This window comes from Hydrogenophaga sp., assembly GCF_030656115.1.
Classification (GTDB): domain Bacteria; phylum Pseudomonadota; class Gammaproteobacteria; order Burkholderiales; family Burkholderiaceae_C; genus Hydrogenophaga.
On record NZ_JAUSOO010000154.1, the window covers coordinates 1 to 17,914 of the forward strand.

General features: G+C 64.3%; 21 protein-coding genes. 10 read left to right on the plus strand and 11 right to left on the minus strand.

Annotation, left to right across the window (positions count from 1 at the left end):
* Together Q7J58_RS20420 and Q7J58_RS20425 are read right to left on the minus strand one after the other, a co-directional pair.
* A partial coding sequence (locus Q7J58_RS20420; protein ID WP_304831649.1) for a multicopper oxidase domain-containing protein occupies nucleotides 1–507 on the minus strand: 507 nt, incomplete at its 3' end.
* A 13-nt stretch (nucleotides 508–520) separates the two neighbouring features.
* Nucleotides 521–1,630: a TolC family protein gene (locus Q7J58_RS20425; RefSeq protein WP_304831651.1), complete on the minus strand. Its 1,110-nt coding sequence runs from the start codon at nucleotides 1,628–1,630 to the stop codon at nucleotides 521–523.
* A gap of 146 nt (nucleotides 1,631–1,776) precedes the next feature.
* On the opposite strand from Q7J58_RS20425, the gene Q7J58_RS20430 reads away from it, so the two are divergent.
* The 7 genes from Q7J58_RS20430 (at nucleotide 1,777) to Q7J58_RS20460 (ending at nucleotide 11,209) form a co-directional block, all read left to right on the plus strand.
* Nucleotides 1,777–2,463: a heavy metal response regulator transcription factor gene (locus tag Q7J58_RS20430; protein ID WP_304831653.1), complete on the plus strand. Its 687-nt coding sequence runs from the start codon at nucleotides 1,777–1,779 to the stop codon at nucleotides 2,461–2,463.
* Nucleotides 2,463–3,860 carry a heavy metal sensor histidine kinase gene (locus Q7J58_RS20435; RefSeq protein ID WP_304831655.1) on the plus strand — a complete coding sequence of 466 codons (1,398 nt, stop codon included), beginning with the start codon at nucleotides 2,463–2,465 and terminating at the stop codon, nucleotides 3,858–3,860. The genes Q7J58_RS20430 and Q7J58_RS20435 overlap by 1 nt, the downstream gene beginning before the upstream one ends.
* Before the next feature lie 9 nt (nucleotides 3,861–3,869).
* Nucleotides 3,870–4,226 carry a hypothetical protein gene (locus Q7J58_RS20440; RefSeq protein ID WP_304831657.1) on the plus strand — a complete coding sequence of 119 codons (357 nt, stop codon included), beginning with the start codon at nucleotides 3,870–3,872 and terminating at the stop codon, nucleotides 4,224–4,226.
* 111 nt (nucleotides 4,227–4,337) lie between these two features.
* Nucleotides 4,338–5,678, plus strand: coding sequence for a TolC family protein (locus Q7J58_RS20445; protein WP_304831659.1), 1,341 nt, complete (start codon nucleotides 4,338–4,340; stop codon nucleotides 5,676–5,678).
* Complete coding sequence (locus Q7J58_RS20450; protein WP_304831661.1) at nucleotides 5,675–7,312, plus strand: efflux RND transporter periplasmic adaptor subunit; 1,638 nt, start codon at nucleotides 5,675–5,677, stop codon at nucleotides 7,310–7,312. Before Q7J58_RS20445 ends, Q7J58_RS20450 begins: the two co-directional genes overlap by 4 nt.
* The gene (locus Q7J58_RS20455) at nucleotides 7,309–10,431 is read left to right on the plus strand and encodes an efflux RND transporter permease subunit (protein WP_304831663.1); all 3,123 of its coding nucleotides are present in this window, start codon (nucleotides 7,309–7,311) and stop codon (nucleotides 10,429–10,431) included. Before Q7J58_RS20450 ends, Q7J58_RS20455 begins: the two co-directional genes overlap by 4 nt.
* A 223-nt stretch (nucleotides 10,432–10,654) precedes the next feature.
* Complete coding sequence (locus tag Q7J58_RS20460) at nucleotides 10,655–11,209, plus strand: hypothetical protein (RefSeq protein WP_304831665.1); 555 nt, start codon at nucleotides 10,655–10,657, stop codon at nucleotides 11,207–11,209.
* 159 nt (nucleotides 11,210–11,368) lie between these two features.
* Here Q7J58_RS20460 and Q7J58_RS20465 read toward each other — a convergent pair whose 3' ends face one another.
* Together Q7J58_RS20465 and Q7J58_RS20470 are read right to left on the minus strand one after the other, a co-directional pair.
* Entirely contained in the window at nucleotides 11,369–12,055 is a 687-nt protein-coding gene (locus Q7J58_RS20465) for a hypothetical protein (protein WP_304831666.1), read from the minus strand.
* A 34-nt stretch (nucleotides 12,056–12,089) separates the two neighbouring features.
* On the minus strand, nucleotides 12,090–12,524 hold the full coding sequence (locus Q7J58_RS20470; RefSeq protein ID WP_304831667.1) for a hypothetical protein: 435 nt from the start codon (nucleotides 12,522–12,524) through the stop codon (nucleotides 12,090–12,092).
* Between the two features lie 237 nt (nucleotides 12,525–12,761).
* Here Q7J58_RS20470 and Q7J58_RS20475 point away from each other — a divergent pair, with 237 nt between their 5' ends.
* Nucleotides 12,762–13,109, plus strand: a complete 348-nt coding sequence (locus tag Q7J58_RS20475) for an ATP-binding protein (RefSeq protein WP_304831684.1) — start codon at nucleotides 12,762–12,764, stop codon at nucleotides 13,107–13,109.
* 100 nt (nucleotides 13,110–13,209) lie between these two features.
* Here the strand turns inward: Q7J58_RS20475 and Q7J58_RS20480 are convergent, their stop codons facing one another.
* The 5 genes from Q7J58_RS20480 to Q7J58_RS20500 all read right to left on the minus strand — a co-directional run bounded on the left by Q7J58_RS20480 (nucleotide 13,210) and on the right by Q7J58_RS20500 (nucleotide 15,673).
* Nucleotides 13,210–13,626: a disulfide bond formation protein B gene (locus Q7J58_RS20480; RefSeq protein ID WP_304831668.1), complete on the minus strand. Its 417-nt coding sequence runs from the start codon at nucleotides 13,624–13,626 to the stop codon at nucleotides 13,210–13,212.
* Nucleotides 13,623–14,129, minus strand: a complete 507-nt coding sequence (gene lspA, locus Q7J58_RS20485) for a signal peptidase II (protein WP_304831670.1) — start codon at nucleotides 14,127–14,129, stop codon at nucleotides 13,623–13,625. The genes Q7J58_RS20480 and lspA overlap by 4 nt, the downstream gene beginning before the upstream one ends.
* Before the next feature lie 105 nt (nucleotides 14,130–14,234).
* Entirely contained in the window at nucleotides 14,235–14,573 is a 339-nt protein-coding gene (locus tag Q7J58_RS20490) for a DUF2946 family protein (protein WP_304831671.1), read from the minus strand.
* Between the two features lie 64 nt (nucleotides 14,574–14,637).
* Nucleotides 14,638–15,018, minus strand: a complete 381-nt coding sequence (locus Q7J58_RS20495; RefSeq protein WP_304831673.1) for a DUF3703 domain-containing protein — start codon at nucleotides 15,016–15,018, stop codon at nucleotides 14,638–14,640.
* A complete protein-coding gene (locus Q7J58_RS20500; protein WP_304831675.1) occupies nucleotides 15,008–15,673 on the minus strand; it encodes a cation diffusion facilitator family transporter in 666 nt (221 codons plus the stop codon). Before Q7J58_RS20500 ends, Q7J58_RS20495 begins: the two co-directional genes overlap by 11 nt.
* A 90-nt stretch (nucleotides 15,674–15,763) precedes the next feature.
* On the opposite strand from Q7J58_RS20500, the gene Q7J58_RS20505 reads away from it, so the two are divergent.
* Both Q7J58_RS20505 and Q7J58_RS20510 read left to right on the plus strand, forming a co-directional pair.
* Complete coding sequence (locus Q7J58_RS20505) at nucleotides 15,764–16,201, plus strand: Cd(II)/Pb(II)-responsive transcriptional regulator (protein WP_304831677.1); 438 nt, start codon at nucleotides 15,764–15,766, stop codon at nucleotides 16,199–16,201.
* Between the two features lie 203 nt (nucleotides 16,202–16,404).
* The gene (locus Q7J58_RS20510) at nucleotides 16,405–16,689 is read left to right on the plus strand and encodes a CopK family periplasmic copper-binding protein (protein WP_304831679.1); all 285 of its coding nucleotides are present in this window, start codon (nucleotides 16,405–16,407) and stop codon (nucleotides 16,687–16,689) included.
* A gap of 46 nt (nucleotides 16,690–16,735) precedes the next feature.
* On the opposite strand, the gene Q7J58_RS20515 is transcribed toward Q7J58_RS20510, so the two are convergent.
* The gene (locus Q7J58_RS20515; protein ID WP_304831681.1) at nucleotides 16,736–17,260 is read right to left on the minus strand and encodes a metal-dependent hydrolase; all 525 of its coding nucleotides are present in this window, start codon (nucleotides 17,258–17,260) and stop codon (nucleotides 16,736–16,738) included.
* Between the two features lie 33 nt (nucleotides 17,261–17,293).
* Nucleotides 17,294–17,914 (minus strand): HAD-IC family P-type ATPase (locus Q7J58_RS20520; protein ID WP_304831682.1); only part of this gene is annotated, 621 nt, incomplete at its 5' end.

A 17,914-nucleotide genomic window follows, 5' to 3' on the forward strand; every position in this document is an offset into this window, starting at 1 on the left:
GAAGGTGCCGGGTCGCCGCGCCTCAAATTCATACACAAAGGTCTTGCCCACGGGAATCGCGCGTTGGTTCAGACCCCCGACGCCGTCCATGCCACTGGGCAGACGCTGACCGTGCCAGTGGATGGTGGTGTGCTCGGGCAGCTTGTTGGTCACAAAGATGCGGACGCGGTCGCCTTCGACCACTTCGATGGTGGGTCCCGGGCTCTGGCCGTTGTAACCCCACATGTTGACCTTGAAGCCTGGCGAAACCTCACGCACCACCGGCTCAGCCACCAGGTGGAATTCCTTGACGCCATCGTTCATGCGCCATGGCAGCGTCCAGCCGTTGAGGGTCACCACTGGGTTGTAGGGCCGACCGGTGGTCGGAATCAAGGGCGGCGCGGTTTCTACCGACGTCTGGATGACGGGCTCCGGCAAACCTGCCAGGGCGGAGCGGGCAACGGCCAGGCCTGCCACGGAAGCGGCTGCGCCTGCGAAAAACTGGCGTCTGGAATTGGTGTTGGTCATGTGTTGTGTCCTTTCAATGTGCGGCTGCGGTTGGGGCATCTCCACCGGCACCACCCAGCGAGACGAAGCTGTCGGGCTCTCCGCCTTGCAATACCCACTGCAGATCGGCTTCAGCGAGCCAGAAGTCGCGCTGTGCACCGATGGCATCCACCGTCGCCTGGGACTGGTTGCGCACTTCGTCCAGCAGGTCCCAAACGCTCTTGAGCATGCCGTTGTAGTGCAGCACCGTCTCTTCGGTGATGAACTCACGGGTTTTCAGAATGTCTCCCTGGCTGTCCTGCGCCAAGGCATGGGCGGCCCAGTAAACGTTCATGGCCGACTTCGACAGAGCACGGTTGCGCAGGCTTTCTGCATCTGGCAAATGACTGCGAACCGCTTCAGCCCGTTTCTGCAGTTCGGCCGCTGTCATGGGTTGCACCGGGATGGCAGGCAGCTGGTCCGGCAGCGCAAAGCCATCCTGAAGGCCTGTTTGCCCCATCGTCTTGACCAGATTGGCCTGGGCCTGGGCGGCGGCTTGCTGTGCTCGCCGCAGATTCATGCGTGCGTTGGACGCAGCCAGTTGTACGGGAGACAGTTGCAGCTTGCTCCAGTTGCCCACCGTCACCATGCGCTGCCCCAGTTCATAGGCAGCCTGAGCCGCCTCCAGCATGTCACGCTGGTGCTTCAGCACCTGTTGAGCGGCTACAGCTTCGATCCAGGCTTTGCGGCCGGCCGCAGCCACCTCCAGCACCTCACTGGCATCCTTGACGCGGCGTTGCAGGCTGGGGTCGAGTTCTGTCCAGCGGCCTTCTGCGATCAGCTGTTCGTTCTTCGGACCCAGCCGAGCCAAAGCACGGGCCAGATCGCGGTGCACCGTCCAGGCCATGCGAACCGCAGCCTCTGCGGTGGGGATGGCAACACCCATGGTGCTGCCTGGCGTCGCGGTGACTGCACTGACGTTGGCCTGCTCCCACTTGAGCACGTCGGCATGGCCGCGCTTGAGCGCTCCCACCGCGTCGTTGGCCCGGCGCCAGTCGGCCTCCTGCGTCGGGCTGGCCGTCTGGGCAGCCAGCGCGACTGGCAGGGCCAACAGGCCCGCTGCCAGCAGCTGGCTCGTGGTTCCATAACTGAACAAAGGTTTCACTGCAATCGCTCCTTTTGATGTGGATCAAGTGGTGCGGATTCTGGCGAGGCGAGTTCGTCACTTCCCTGTCGGCCGGATTACAAAAATGTCAGCTTTCGTCACGCCCGCTCCGGTACGGGCAAACTTGCGGTCAGGAGAATGTGAACGTGAAAATTTTGATCGTTGAAGATGAGTCCAAAGCGGGTGACTACCTCAGACAAGGCCTGCGCGAGGCCGGCTTTGCCGTGGACCTCGTCACCAACGGTGTGGACGGTCTGCACCATGGCCTGGAGGGGGACCACGATCTGGTGATCCTGGATGTCATGCTGCCAGGCATGGACGGATGGCAGGTGCTCAAGAACCTGCGCAGTCAGGGGCGCCAGATGCCGGTGCTGTTCCTTACGGCACGCGATCAGGTTGAAGACCGCGTCAAGGGCCTGGAACTGGGGGCCGACGATTACCTGGTCAAGCCATTTTCGTTCGCCGAGCTGCTGGCCAGGGTCCGGACGATTCTCAGGCGTGGCCGCACGGGTATGGAACCCACTTCGATGAAAGTAGCCGATCTGGAGCTCGACCTGCTGCGCCGGCGGGTGACCCGGTCCGGAAAACGCATCGATCTGACGGCCAAGGAATTCGGCCTGCTGGAGCTGCTGATGCGCCGCCATGGCGAGGTGCTGCCGCGCTCCCTGATCGCCTCGCAGGTGTGGGACGTGAACTTCGACAGCGACACCAATGTGATCGAAGTGGCCATGCGGCGCTTGCGGGCCAAGGTGGACGATGCATTTGAACCGCGCCTGATCCAGACCGTGCGCGGCATGGGCTACGTTCTCGAAGCACCCGAGGACGCCCACTGATGCTCGGCCGGCTGTCGCTGACGGCGCGCTTGACCGCGCTGTATACCCTGGTATCGGCCTGCGTTCTGGTCGGGCTGGGTCTTCTGGTCTCGATAGCCGTAGGTCGGCACTTTGTCGACCTCGATAGGGATTTCCTGAAGGACAAGATCGAACTGGTGCAAACCATCGTCGGTGAGGCATCGTCATCGGAGATGCTGGTCCCTCGACTGGATGAGCTTTTGACCAGTCACCACGGATTGTTCATCGAGCTGCGCAACAGCACCGGCCTGGTCTATGGAGAAGCGAGCTCGGTGTTCTCCCGTCTGCCGTCATCCATCGGCATAGATGGGCACGCCTTCGACTGGATGGCCGGTGACCAAACGCTGCGAGGTCTGAGGGCGGCCATTCGGCCTCCCTCCACATGGACGGGCCAGGCCACTGACGGCGCATCCCTTGAACTTCTGATCGCGCTGGACACAGCGCACCACACCCATTTCATGCAGTCGCTCAGGCAGACCCTGGCGCTCTACCTGGTAGGCGCGATCCTGATCAGCGGTCTGCTGGGCTGGTGGGCCGCCCGCCGTGGCCTGGAGCCCTTGCGTGTCATGAGAGCGCGCGCCATGACGGTCACGGCCCACAAGCTGGACCAGCGCATGCCAGTGGACGCAGTCCCGGCGGAGTTCGCTGACCTGGCGCAGAGCCTGAACACCATGCTGGAACGCCTGCAATCGGACTTTGCGCGCCTGCAGGAATTCTCCAGCGACCTGGCGCACGAGTTGCGGACCCCCATCAACAACCTGCTGACCCAGACCCAGGTGTCGCTGGCGCAGAAGCGGGAGGTGGGCGTGTACCAGGACATCCTGGCGTCCAATGCCGAGGAGTTGCAGCGGATGGCCCGCATGGTCTCCGACATGCTGTTCCTCGCCAAGACCGAACACGGGATCGAACTGCCGCACCGCGAGACCGTGTCGCTGATCGACGAAGTGCTGGACCTGTTCGACTTCTACGAAGCGCTGGCAGAAGAAAAGCACATTGCCCTCGAAGCGAATGGCAATGCGCATATCGTGTGCGACCGGCTGATGATCCGCCGCGCGATCAGCAACCTGCTGTCCAATGCGATACGGTACTCGCCGCCGAACGCACCCGTACGGGTGTCGGTGACTCCTGGCGACGGTCAGATCCAGCTTTGCGTGCACAACGCCGGTCCCGCAATCCCCGCAGCCGACCTGCCGCGTCTGTTCGACCGCTTCTACCGAGCCGAGAAGTCGCGCAGCAACCCCGACTCAGAAGGCACGGGTCTGGGCCTGTCCATTACCAGAGCCATCATGCAAGCCCACAGCGGATCGGCATCGGTGGCGTCCACCGAACAGACGACCACCTTCTGCCTGAGCTTTCCCACGCAGGACGCATCGTCCTAGAATCCGCCCATGCGCCTGTTCCTGGCTCTCCTGTTGTGCTTGGCCCTGCCTCTGCAGGGTTGGGGTGGTGGTTTGCGCCTGCAGCCGCCATGCCCAATGGAAGCCGCCATGGCCATGCAAGGCGACTCGTTCAACGCCGGCCCGGAGATGGCAATGGACGATTGCTGCAACGACGCTGAGACCTTTCAGCTCACCGGAAAGATGTGCAAGACCGGGCAGGAATGCCAGGCACCCACGGGCTTTGTGGCGCCGCCGGTCATGGCCTTGGCGCAATCGCTTCCCGTAAGCGAGCTGCACGCACCCGCCCCCCCCGAGCCACTGCGTGGCTCTCCCGCCAGCATCTGGCGTCCGCCCTCCCTGCTCTGAGGTTTCCACCCTGACACTACTCGGCCTCTGAAGCCAGGTCGGTGGTCAGCCAGCGGCAGCCGCGCGTCCCTGTGCGTGCTCAGCCCGTGTGCATTCTTTCGGAGCAGAAACATGGAACCCCTTTCACCGGCCTTCGGTGGGCTGGACCGCCGTCGCGGCCACTTCATCGCCCGCTGCCGCACCGCGATCACACCTGTACACATGGCAGTCCTGATCGGCCTTGCGACGTCCCCCATCACGCAGGCCGCAGAGCCGCTATCGCTGCCGCAAGCCGTCCAGGCGGCGCTGGCTCGTTCACCCGCGCTGGTCGCCCAGGACGCTGCAGCCCGTGCGGCAAGAGAAACGGCCGTGGCGGCTGGCCAGCGCCCAGACCCTGTCTTGCGTCTGTCGCTTGACAACGTCCCGCTGTCCGGGCCCGACCGGTACAGCACCACCCGCGACTTCATGACCGCCAAATCGGTTTCGCTGATGCAAACCTTGCCCAGCGCGGCCAAGCGCCAGGCACGCGCAGCGCGCTTTGAACGCGAAGCGCAAACCGCTGAAGCTGGGCGCCTGGAGCAAACCGCCACCATTGGCCGAGATACCGCCATGGCGTGGTTGGAGCGCCAGGCCTTGGAGCAGCGTCTGGGGTTGTTGAACAAGCAACTGGGCGAAGCCCGCCTGCTCGTGCAGGCCAGCGAATCGGCCGCACGCAGCGGCAGCGGGTCCCCCGCCGACTGGATTGCTGCTCGGGAGTCTGTCGCTCAGTTGCAGCAAACCCTGCTGGGCGTCGAGGCAGAGCGCCGCAACGCGCGCCTCACCCTGGCCCGCTGGACCGGCAGCGACCCCGAACAGCCGTTGGCCACCCCGCCCGATGTGACCTCTTCACCCACGGGGGTGGGCAATGGAGCCGAGCGCCTGGCGCACCACCCCGAACTGGTGCGGCTCTCGGCGCAGGAAGCGGCCATGGCCGCCGAAGCGGAAGTCGCGCGACAGGAGCGCGACCCCGACTGGAGCACAGAGCTCATGCTCAGCCTGCGCGGCCCGGGTTACCCGAACATGGTCTCGCTGGCGGTTTCGGTGCCACTGACCTGGGATCGCCCCCAGCGGCAGGACCGCGAACTCGCGGCCCGACTCGCCCAAGTGGACGCCTTGCGGGCCGAACGCGAGGAGCGTGCTCGGGAACACCTGGCCGAAATCCGTCGCTGGGAGGAAGGCTGGCGAGCCGGTCTGGCCCAACTCGCCCTTATCGATGCCGAGCGGCTGCCGCTGGCCGAGCAGCGCATCCAGACGACGCTGGCCGCCTACCGGGGCGGCAGAACGCCCTTGAGCGAGGTGCTGGCCGCACGGCGCATGGCACTGGACCTGCGAATGGAGCGGATCGACCTGCACCTCTCGACCGCCCGCCTGTGGGCCCAACTCGCCTACCTCATCCCCGCCGAACCGGCCGCTGCACAAGGAATGACACCATGAACAATCGAACCAGCATCGGCCTGGGTGTCGCGGCCTTGGCGGCCCTGGGCGCGGTGGGCTACGGTGCGTGGACCGCCGGCATGCGCTCGGGCATGGAGATGGGCTCGCCGCCGTCATCACCCAGCGCCACCAGCGCCCCGCAAAACCCGGACGCCTGGACGGTGGTTCAAGGCGGTGAAGCCACCGCCCGCCACCTGCGCGACGGCCTCAAGGCGGGCGACATGGACCCGGTGACCGGCCGGATGATCCTGAACTACCACGACCCCATGGTGCCCGGCAAAAACTTCGAGGCCCCAGGCAAATCGCCCTTCATGGACATGATGCTGGTGCCGCGCTACTCGGGCGGCGCGAGCGCCAGCGCAGGTGCCGACACCGGCGCCGTGGCGGTGAGTCCGCGCATCCAGCAAAGCCTGGGCCTTCGCACGGTGGAAGTGGTTCAAGGATCGCTGAATGGCGGCTTCTCGGTGGCGGGCAACGTGGCCTGGAACGAGCGCAACCAGGTCGTGGTCAGCGCGAGGTCCATGGGCTTCGTGGAGAAGCTCCACGTCCGGGCTGCACTGGACCGCGTGGCGGCCAGTGCGCCGCTGGCCGAGATCTACGTCCCGGACTGGGTGGCGGCCCAGGAAGAGTACCTGGCGGTCGCGCGCATGCCGGGCGCCGACCTCGGGCCGCTGCGCGACGCCGCGACCCAGCGCATGCGACAGGCCGGTATGGACGCGGCACAGATCGAACAGGTGGTTCGGACCGGTGCGGTGCAATCCCGTTTCACGCTGCGCGCGCCGATCGGTGGCACTCTGACCGAGCTGATGGTGCGCGAGGGCGCGACCGTGATGCCGGGCATGCCGCTGATGCGCCTGCAAAGCACGGCAACGGTGTGGGCCGAGGGCCAGGTGCCCGAGAGCCAGGTGGCACGGCTTCAACCCGGCGCAAAGGTCAGCGCCACCAGCCCGGCGGCGCCGGGGCAATCCTTTGAGGGCCAGGTACAGGCGATCCTGCCCGAGGTGGACCCCGCCACGCGCACGCTCAAGGCGCGGCTGGAGCTGAACAACCCCGGCGGACGCCTGGTGCCGGGCATGTTCGTGCAGATGCGGTTCGCCGAACCGGCAGGCCAGCCGGCCTTACTGGTGCCCAGTGACGCGGTGATCCACACCGGTCGCCGCAGCGTGGTGATGCTGGCCGAAGACGGTGGGCATTTCCGTCCCGTGGAGGTGCGTGCAGGGCGTGAGGCTGGTGGTCTGACCGAAATCGTGCAAGGCCTGCAGGCCGGCCAGCGGGTGGTGCTGTCGGGCCAGTTCCTGATCGACTCCGAAGCCAGCCTGCGTGGGCTGGAGACGCGCCTGAACCAGGCCCCGACGACTGCTGCGGCCCATGCGGCGGCTGTGTATCTGCACCGCACCAATGCCGTGATCGACGCCGTGGACGGGGACAGCGTGACCCTCACCCATCCTGCCATCCCGGCGCTCAAGTGGCCCGGGATGACGATGGCGTTTCGCCTGCCGCCTCTCGAACAGCGGCCCAGCGGACTGTCCCGAGGTGACCCGGTGCGCATCGAGTTCCGCACACAGGATGGGGCCGAACCGCAGATCACCCGGATTGAACGCCTTGCGCCGAGTGCTCAAGGAGCGAAGCCATGATCGCGCGGCTTATCCACTGGAGCATCGGCAACCGTTTCCTGGTGCTGCTGGCCACTGTGATGCTCACCGCCTGGGGCGTGGTGTCGATGCTGCGCACACCGCTGGACGCGCTGCCCGACCTCTCGGACACCCAGGTCATCATCCGCACCAGCTGGCCCGGCCAGGCGCCGCAGATCGTCGAGAACCAGGTCACCTACCCGCTGACCACGACCATGCTGTCGGTGCCCGGTGCCAAGGCGGTGCGCGGCTACTCCATGTTCGGGGACAGCTTCGTCTACGTGCTGTTTGACGACGGCGTGGACCTGTACTGGGCGCGCTCGCGCGTGCTGGAGTACCTCAACCAGGTGCAGTCGCGGCTGCCGCCGTCGGCCAAGTCCTCTCTCGGGCCCGACGCCACCGGCGTGGGCTGGATCTACCAGTACGCTCTGGTGGACCGAAGTGGCCGCCAGAGCTTGGACCAACTGCGTTCTCTGCAGGACTGGTTCCTGCGCTTTGAGCTCAAGACCGTGCCGGACGTGGCCGAGGTGGCCAGCCTGGGCGGCATGGTGCGCCAGTACCAGATCGTGCTCGACCCCGACAAGCTGGCCGCCTACCGCATCACGCAGACGGTGGTGAGCGAGGCGATCGGTCGCGCCAACCAGGAGGCCGGTGGATCGGTGCTCGAACGGGGCGAAGCCGAATACGCGGTGCGCGCCAGCGGCTACCTCAAAACCCTGGACGATTTCCGGGCCATCCCGCTGATGACAACCGACCTGGGCATCTCGGTGCGCCTGGGCGACGTGGCCCGGGTGCAACTCGGGCCGGAGATGCGGCGCGGCATTGGCGAACTCGACGGAGAGGGTGAAGCGGCCGGTGGCCTGATCGTGATGCGTTCGGGCAAGAACGCGCTGCAGACCATCAAGGCCGTCAAAGCCAAGCTGGCCGAACTGCAAAGCGGCTTGCCCAAGGGCGTGGAGATCGTCCCGGTGTACGACCGCTCCGCGCTGATCGAGCGTGCAGTGGACAACCTGGGGTTCAAGCTGTTGGAAGAGTTTCTGGTGGTGGCCGTGGTCTGCGCGCTGTTCTTGTTCCACCTGCGCAGTGCCCTGGTGGCCATCGTCTCGCTGCCGCTGGGCATCCTGATGGCGTTCATCGTCATGCAGCAGCAGGGCGTCAACGCCAACATCATGTCGCTGGGCGGCATCGCGATCGCCATCGGTGCGATGGTGGACGCTGCGGTGGTGATGATCGAGAACGCGCACAAGCACCTGGAGCGCTGGGGCCACGAGCACCCGGGGCAGGTCCTCGCGGGCGAACCGCGCTGGCGCGTGATTGGTGAGGCCGCCGCCGAAGTCGGGCCCGCGCTGTTCTTTTCTCTGTTGATCATCACGTTGAGCTTCATTCCTGTGTTTACGCTGCAGGCACAGGAGGGACGGTTGTTCGCGCCCCTGGCCTACACCAAGACCTATGCCATGGCGGCGGCGGCAGGGCTGGCCGTCACGCTGATCCCGGTACTGATGGGCTACCTGATCCGGGGACGCATCCCTGATGAACACGCCAACCCGTTGAACCGCCTGCTGATCGCGCTCTACCGCCCCTGCCTGAACGCGGTGTTGCGTGCACCGAAGCTGACGCTGGTGGTGGCCACCGTGTTGCTGCTGGCCAGCCTGTGGCCGCTCAAGCACATCGGCGCCGAGTTCATGCCCAGGCTGGACGAGGGGGACCTGCTGTACATGCCGACCGCACTGCCCGGCCTGTCGGCCGGCAAGGCCGCCGAGTTGTTGCAGCAGACCGACCGCCTGATCAAGACCGTGCCCGAGGTGCAGAGCGTCTACGGCAAGGCCGGCCGCTCGGACAGCGCCACCGACCCGGCTCCGCTGGAGATGTTCGAGACCACCATCCAGTTCAAGCCGCGCAGCCAGTGGCGCGCCGGCATGACGCCCGACCGGCTGGTCGAGGAGCTGGACCGCACGGTGCGCGTGCCGGGCCTGTCCAACATCTGGGTGCCCCCGATCCGCAATCGCATCGACATGCTCGCTACCGGCATCAAGAGCCCGGTGGGCGTGAAGGTGGCCGGCGCCGACCTGGCCACTATCGACGGGCTCACGGGCCAGATCGAGACGGCCATCAAACAGGTGCCCGGGGTCAGCAGTGCGCTGGCCGAGCGCCTGACTGGCGGTCGCTACATCGATGTGGACATCCGGCGGGACGACGCGGCGCGCTACGGACTGAACATCGCCGACGTACAGGACGTGGTGGCCGGTGCCTTGGGTGGCATGGAAGTCGGACAGACTGTCGAAGGCCTGCAGCGCTATTCCATCAATGTGCGCTATCCGCGCGCACTGCGTGACTCGCTGGAGGCACTACGTGCCTTGCCCATAGTGAGCCCACGGGGCCAGCGCCTAGTGCTGTCGGACGTCGCCCGCATCGCCATCTCGGATGGCCCGCCCATGCTGCGCAGCGAGAACGCCCGGCTGGCCGGTTTCGTGTACGTGGACATCCGTGGGCGCGACCTGCTTGGCGCAGTAAAGGAGATGCAGCGCGTGGTAGCCGAGCAGGTGGATCTGCCACCCGGCTATTCGGTGTCGTGGTCCGGGCAGTTCGAATTCCTGGAGCGGGCCGCCGCCCAACTCAAGCTGGTGGTGCCGTTCACGCTGTTGATCATCTTCGTGCTGCTGTACCTCACCTTCCGGCGCTTCGACGAGGCGCTGCTGATCATGACGACACTGCCGTTTGCGCTGGTGGGCGGTGTGTGGCTGCTGTGGGCGCTGGGACACAACCTGTCTGTGGCAAGCGCGGTGGGCTTCATCGCGTTGGCGGGCGTGGCGGCCGAGTTCGGCGTGATCATGCTGCTGTACCTCAAGCAGGCCTGGGCGGCGCGCGAAGCGGCGGGCCAGATCGCCGATGCCGATCTACTTGATGCGATCCGCGAAGGCGCGGTTCTGAGGGTGCGTCCCAAAGCCATGACGGTGGCGGTGATCGTGGTAGGCCTTCTGCCCTTGTTCTGGGGCGACGGCACGGGCAGCGAGGTGATGCAGCGCATCGCAGCGCCCATGGTGGGGGGCATGATCAGCGCGCCCCTACTGTCGATGCTGGTGATCCCAGCGGTGTACCGGTTGATGCGGCGGCACAGGGGGTAGTCGCTTCGTTTGTGCGCGCGCGTCGCTTGAGTCTCGATGCCATCGAGTTTGATGCGCGTGCACAACAGGTTTTTGCACCCTGAACAACTGGCTTTCACCAGAAGAAACAGAACACCAAAAGGGGCATCGACCGCTTTAGAGTGATAACTCGTATCGTCAAACTAGGCGCAGAGTTTGAATGGAAAGGGTTCCATTCACTGTCAGTGTTCACAAAGGATTGATCATGATTCCTGGCTTCACAAAGGCAGCCATACTCAAAGCCGTTATAAACGGATCGACCCTAGCAGAAGCAGCCCGTCAAGAGCGCATCACAAATGCGCGGGCACGCTCCGCCCTCCAGCTCCTGTGCCGCCGATTTCGTCTACCTGCTGAGGTTTCGGACATCCAAGCGCATCCCGAGCGCTATGCACAGGCTCTGGGGGAATTCGAGGCGAGCCCGGAGATTGGACTGGGCCGAGCGCTGGCCACGAAGCTGACCGAAGCGCTGAAGCTGTCCTCGCCGAAGCAGGTGACGCCAGCGTATCTGTCCAACATTTCTGCAACGCAGTTGCTGGAACGCGGACTCACGATCATCAACCTGCATCAGATCGAAACATGGCTTTCGAGCAGTGGGAAAGAACTCAAACGCAGTCCGCCCAGGACGGACTGGGAAATACAGGAAGTCAACAAGGCCATCTCATTGCTGCACACGTTCTTTTTCGACGTTTCAGCAGCCAAGGGTCAGTTTGAAAAGTTGCTCTCTCGTTCAGAGTCACAGCCCGTGATGGCGGATGAGTGAGAGATGCCCTCGTGTCATAAGGGTGTACCGGTCGCAACCAGCCGCGACTGGTTTTCGGCACGCAAGCTTGCCTTTTGGTCAGGCGCCCGTGCAGGACAGCGGCGAGGTCATCGGCGAGGCTTGTGGTCTCGCGTTCGTGAAATTCTCGTTTCGGCTATTTCAAGCGCTTGTCTGATGCGCCAGCATGATGTGCCCCAGCACAACGTCCTTCTGTCCCTTGTGATCCCGAGCGTGGCGCGTCTCGAAGTTGCAGGCTTGGAAGACCAGATCGCTGGCTGTGAGGGTCGTCCTTCCCTTTGGATTGGCAATCGATCTCAGCAGCCTGGCCATGTCGGGTTGCTGAATGGCCCGCTTGAGGCCGTCCAGCAACCCGGGTAGATCGGCATCGCACGCCACCAGGGCCACCATGAAACCTACCTCCTCGTTGCGCGCATAGGTCGCATTCACGAACCGCAACATGCCGTCCTTGCAGTACGCCAGCCTGGATGCATTTGCGCCGGTCTGTGACTTCATCTTCTTGAACTCCAGCACGAATTCAAGGGGAGGATCGATGCGGTCACTCAGGTAGGTGAGATCTGTGCGCCCCCGCGACTCCAGGACCTGACGCACTTCATCGATGTCCCCCACGACATGCTCGGGAACGAAGAACCCGAAGATGCCATGCGCGCGGGCAGACTTCTTGAGCGACAGCCCAAAATACTTCGTGATGTGCGGCTCGCTCTGACTGAATTCCATGTCTGGCGGCGGACGCTTCTGCAACTGCTGCCAATGCGTCACCACGAACTCCAGAACGTTTTGGATGGTGGCCTGCCTGCCGAAGGCCCTGCCCCAATGCTCATCGCTCATGGCCTGGTGAAATCGCGATGGAGTCCTCATCTCGTCAGTGCCCCCCTTCAACCGAACGCACCGTCTGCACGATCCGCAACGCGTCATGAGCCGCCGCACTGGCCAGCCAGAGACGCTTGACCATCGGCTTGACGAAGAAGTAGTCGCCACCATGGAACAGCAGGAAGTCTGACGCCACGCTCATGACCTCGCTGCCGACAGTCGGATAGTTGTTCAGGCCGCGCAGCTCACGCATCACCAGTTCGACCTCGTGTGGAGTCTGCTTGCGACTCGAAGAGGCCTTGTCGGTCAGGCTGATTTGCACGACGCCGTTCGCGCCCGAATGCCGGGAGGTCGGTGGCGACCACTGGACCGAAAACCGACCCTCCCCCTTGAGTCGCTCGCGCCACAGTTCGAGCTCGCTGCGCAGCAGTGCCGAGTAGGCCTTGCAGTCAGCCTCCGTGGGCGCGTGGTGCAGCGGTTGAGACAAAGACGCAAGCGAGCTGGGTTGCATGCTCGGCACGAGGAAATCGCAAGTGTCGTTGACGACCTGGCGCTCCGTTGGAGTCAACTCGAAGTAGTCGAAGACCAGCTCGTCCAGCGCCGGGCGGATGCTTGCAAAGGCCGCTTCCTCTGCACTGTCCTTGCGTGAGCGAGTACCTGCTGCACAGAGCCCTGGGTGGGCACCTTGCTGGACTGGGAGGAGCAGGAGAGGACGCGGCGCTCCATGGAGCGCCGGCTGCACAGTGCACGCATCGGGCGCTTCAAACCCTTGGTGGATTACGACTGGAGCTGGCCCGAGCAGATTGATCAGGCCAGCGTGAGCGAGCTGATGACACTGCAGTTCCTGCAAAGCGCGAGCAACGCCATCCTGGTGGGCCCCTCGGGTGTGGGCAAGACCACCATCGCGCAGAACATTGCACACCAAGCTGTGCTGCAAGGGCACACCGTCATGTTCACCACCGCCGGCAAGCTGCTGGGCGAGTTGGCCAGTCTGGACAGCGATTCGGCACTGCGCACCCGGCTGCGCCACTACGCCAGGCCCGATCTCCTGGTCGTTGATGAGGTCGGGTAGCCGTAGCAGCGGTGATTGCTCTGGAACACATCGACCATAGCAACACGTGCGTCCGCGTATTTGTCCGGCCTTCGCAGCTGGGCGCAGTGATAGATGGAGTTCATCGGGAGGGCTTTCTGAGGTAAACGATGAGAAGGAACGCCAGCACCATGAACGCGGCCAGCGACAGCCATGGAATCTGGACGCCATTGAGGACTTCGAGCTTCTGGTCCGTACAGGACACCCCGGCGCTGCAGGGCACCCATGCTTTGGGTATGAGTCCGGCGACCAGCAGGGTGTGGTACCCGGCCACGACCAGACCGCCCAGGGCCAGTGCGAGGGCATATACGGCACCCCTGCGGTCGTCGAAGTAGGCCGCCATCCCCAGCACGATGACCAGCGGAAACATAAAGATGCGCTGGTACCAACACAGCACACAGGGCGTCATACCCATGACCTCGCCCAGGAACAGCGCACCCAGGGTGGCGGTGGTGGCCACCATCCAGGCCAGGAGAAGCAGGGTCCACGGACGGTTCATCGGGTCGTCTCCAAAGATGCTTTGGCAGGGGGCCAGGACATCAGGATCCAGGCGCCTGCCGCCGCCACGATGAACACGTCGGCCAGGTTGAAGGCAGGCCAGTGCAGCCCGCGCCAGTGCAGGTCGAGGAAATCGGTGACCGCGCCGCTGGCGATGCGATCAATCAGGTTGCCGCTGCCACCGGCCACGAGCAGTGTCCCCGCGGTCCGCTCCAGTGGCTCCACCTGGCGCGCGAGACAGACGAAGGTGATCGGCACCACCACCATGAAACCGATGACGATGAAGAACACCCGCTGCCAGCCACCCGCTTCAGCCAGCAAGGAGAACGCGGCGCCGGTATTGAGCACATGGACCAGGTTGAACCAGGTTGTGACTTCAACCGCTGTGCCCAGCGCAATGGTGCTGGCGAACCAGGCTTTGCTGAACTGGTCCAGCGCCAGAAGAACGGCCACAGCAACCAGCCAGGCCAGACGGGGACGACCCCGCCAGGGAAATGCAGACATGAAAAGACCCTGGAAAAACGAACATCACCAGCCGCGAGGGCTGGCACGTTTCACAGGGATCGGAGAAGCACGGCGATGGGCGCCGTCAAAGAAGCCGAACCCTGGTCAGGCCAGGGTGGTCCACTGCGGCCGTTCGGGCCGCTCCACGAGCAGGATCTCGGTCCAGAGACGGGCCACTGCGTGCAGACGGTCGGCGTCGTTGCTCGGAACAAAGGGCGTACTGGCCGACAAGGCCAGGGCGCCGGAGTGGCAGCTTCCACAGTGGGAGTGCTGCGCATGGGATTCGCCGACGTGGTCGTCGGTCTCGGCCTGTCCAGAGGTATCCGCCAGGTTCGCATGCACCGAGGCACAGGGCTCGTGCACACAAGGCTCGCGCTCGGCCGCGCCCGCCCACTGCAGGGGCAGGCAGAACAGCATCAAGAGGGTGAGCAGAACGGCGCGCATGATGCAAGGATTTTACGGCGCTGGCACTGGGGTGGAAACGCCGCCCTGGTGTGCTTCAGGTTGTTCAGCGGTCCGGTGGAGACTGGAACTGGCGAATCGTGGTCCACAGTTCCGGGGCCACCGCCATGGGCTGGAACGCGCTGATGTATGCACGTCCGGTGTTCCCCAGCGGGAGGCGACCGAACAGATGGCCAAACGGCACCAGGAGCAGCCTCAGGAGTTGCCCGCTCAACTCGGACAGGTTTCGCGTCTGCCAGGCCAGCCTGAGCATGTACCAGTGCGAGCGTGCATGCGGGACCAGGCGCGTCTGTCCCAGCACGTGCATGGCTTCGAGCAGGTGCCAGGCTTGGCCCAAGTCACGATGGTCGAGACGTTGGTAAGCCTGTGACAGCCGCTCGAAGGTGTGCGGGTCGAACGCCATCGTGTTCACGGACTCAGTGGGCATGGCCATGGTGGTCGTGCCCGTGGTCACTGGCATCTGCGGTTCCGAGTTCACTCCTGGACTGGCGCATCACCTGCCAGCCGCCGTGCAAGGCCAGACCCGCCATCAGGGCCGCCACGAGCAGGTCTGGCCAGGCCGTGCCTGTTCCAAAGACCCCCAGTGCGGCCAAGAACACGGCCACGTTGCCGATCGCATCGTTGCGCGAGCACAGCCAGACGCTGCGCATGTTGGCGTCACCCTCGCGGAAGGCATACAGCATCCAGGCCACCGACACGTTGGCCAGCAGCGCCAGCAATGCAACAACCCCCATGGTCGGTGCATCAGGCACCCGACCGTTCCAGACCGCCCACAGCGCGCTGCCCAGCACGTAGAGGCCGAAGCCCATCATGCTGAAGGCTTTGAGCATGGCGGCCCTGGCACGCCAGGCCAGCGCCGATGCCAGCACCGCCAGCGAAACACCGTAGTTCAGCGCGTCACCGGCGAAGTCGATGGCGTCCGCGAGCAGCGACAGCGAGCCGGACGAGAAGCCCGCACCCAACTCGACCAGGAACATGGCGGCATTGACGATGAGTGCGACCCAGAGCACGCGGCGGTAGCGCGCCAGGTTGGCGATCTGGCCGGGAGCGGGGCATTCGTGTTCACAACAGTGGGCTGACATGGGATCTCCTGCAGGTTCAGAATGCCGGTATTGAAAACCCTGGAGCGGCTCCAGAGTCAAGCCCTGAACCCCACCGACCGGAGAAACCCCATGCGCATCAAGGAACTGGCCGAGGCCACAGGCGTGGACGTGGACACCATCCGCTACTACGAAAAACAAGGCCTCCTACCGGAGCCGGCCCGGCAGGACAACGGCTACCGCGACTACGCGAGCACCCATCTGGAACGTCTGGCCTTCATCCGCCACTGCCGCGCGCTGGAAATGCCGCTGGCCGATATCCGCCGGCTGCTGGGCGCGCTGGACGCACCGGGCGAGCCGCATCCGGACGTGGACAGGCTGGTGCAGGAGCAGATCGACAAGGTGCGAGCGCGGCTCAAGAGCATGCGCGCGCTGGAAAAGCAGCTGTTGCTGCTCCAGGCCAGCTGTGGCCGTTGTGACGGCGAAGGGACAGAATGCGGCATCCTCAAGGAACTGGTGGCTGCTGCGCATGGTGAGGCCTGTGCGTGCCATGCTCATCTTGCGCAATGACCGACCAGGGGATCATTGCGTTCCAGCCGCGCTGACCAGTTCAGCAGCCACATCAATCTCCAGGGGCGGCAGGTTCGCAGTCAACTAGCAGTCAAAACTGTCATCGGAAGGCAAGCCTGCGGTCACCCGCCCGTCACTATATTGCACCTGTACACGGTACCTCGTTGCATCACCCGATCAACGTGAAACTTTCAGGAGCAACCATGATTCGCAAGTTCAACGTCCTCGTCCTTTCACTCGCCGCAACCCTCCCGGCTTTTGCCATGGATGCAGCTCAATCCGAGGCCAAGCAGACGGTCCCACTGGTCAATGGTGAAACGCTGTACGTCTTCAAGGACGGGAACATGGCAAAAGCCAACCAATATGGACGCACTGCATACCTTGCCAAGGGAGAGGTCGTTCAATCCGTGGATGGTCAGAAGATCAGCACAGTGGGCAACGAAGTCGCTCGCCTCGACTACCTGGCGCGCAAGGGTCATCAAAACTGATGGCGTCACTCGCGTGAAGACGGCCACCCTGTCTTGGGTGGCTTTTTTACTTGCGACGAAAGATCAATGCAAAAGCGATCAACATGGCCAGATAGTTCATCACCATGAACCACGTGTTGTTCCACGCGACGCCATCGAACCCCCAGTAGGTCACCGGATAGAAAACCGGGGATGGATAGAAATCGGCCGAATGGGTGAACACGTCGATCAGCACGTGGGACCACCAACCCAACAGCGGCAACCAGAAGCGGTTCAGCCAAAGCCAGATTACCCCAGTGACGGCCCCCGCCACCAGCGCGCTATGCATCACGCAATGCAGGTGGTGGGTCAGGCCGGCGAGCAGCGGCGACATTGCGGGCTCGTACCCGGGCAGCGCATTGGCGTAGGCCAGCAGCACACGCCAGCCCTCAGACGACGACAGCGTCAGTGCGACCAGCGGCGCAAGCTGGACCAGATCGGGCAACACCGCAAGGCCCACTGCCAGACCGATGGTGCGGCGGTCCTGCGGCCGGTGCCGGTGCCAGGCCGCGGCGCCCAGGCCCACCCACAGTCCGTGCGCAAGGATGTCCATGGCGCATGCCCTCTTGTGCAGTGAATCTGTCCGCTATCGGTTACGCAACCGCAGCGCATTGCCGATCACCGACACCGAGCTCAGGCTCATGGCCAGCGCAGCAATCAAGGGTGACAGCAGCCAACCCGTCAACGGGTACAACACGCCGGCAGCAATCGGGATGCCCAGTGCGTTGTACAAAAAGGCAAACACCAGGTTCTGCTTCATGTTGCCCACGGTCGCTTCGGACAGCGCCCGCGCGATCGCGATCCCGCGCAGATCGCCCTTGACCAGCGTCACCTGCGCGCTGTTCATCGCCACGTCGGTCCCGGTGCCCATGGCCACGCCCACATCGGCCTTGGCCAGTGCCGGCGCATCGTTGATGCCGTCACCGGCCATGGCCACCATGCGGCCTTCCTTTTGCAACCTTTCCACCAGCAGCAGCTTGTCGGCCGGCTTGACCTCGCCGTGCACTTCATCGATGCCCAGGCGGGCTGCAACAGCCTTGGCCGTGGTCAGTCCGTCGCCAGTTGCCATCACGATGCGCAGACCGGATGCCTTGAGGGTGGCTAAGGCCTCCGGTGTGCTGGCCTTGACCGGATCGGACACTGCCAACAGGCCCATCAGCTGTCCATCAACAGCCAGGTGCATCACGCTGGCACCTTCTGCGCGCAA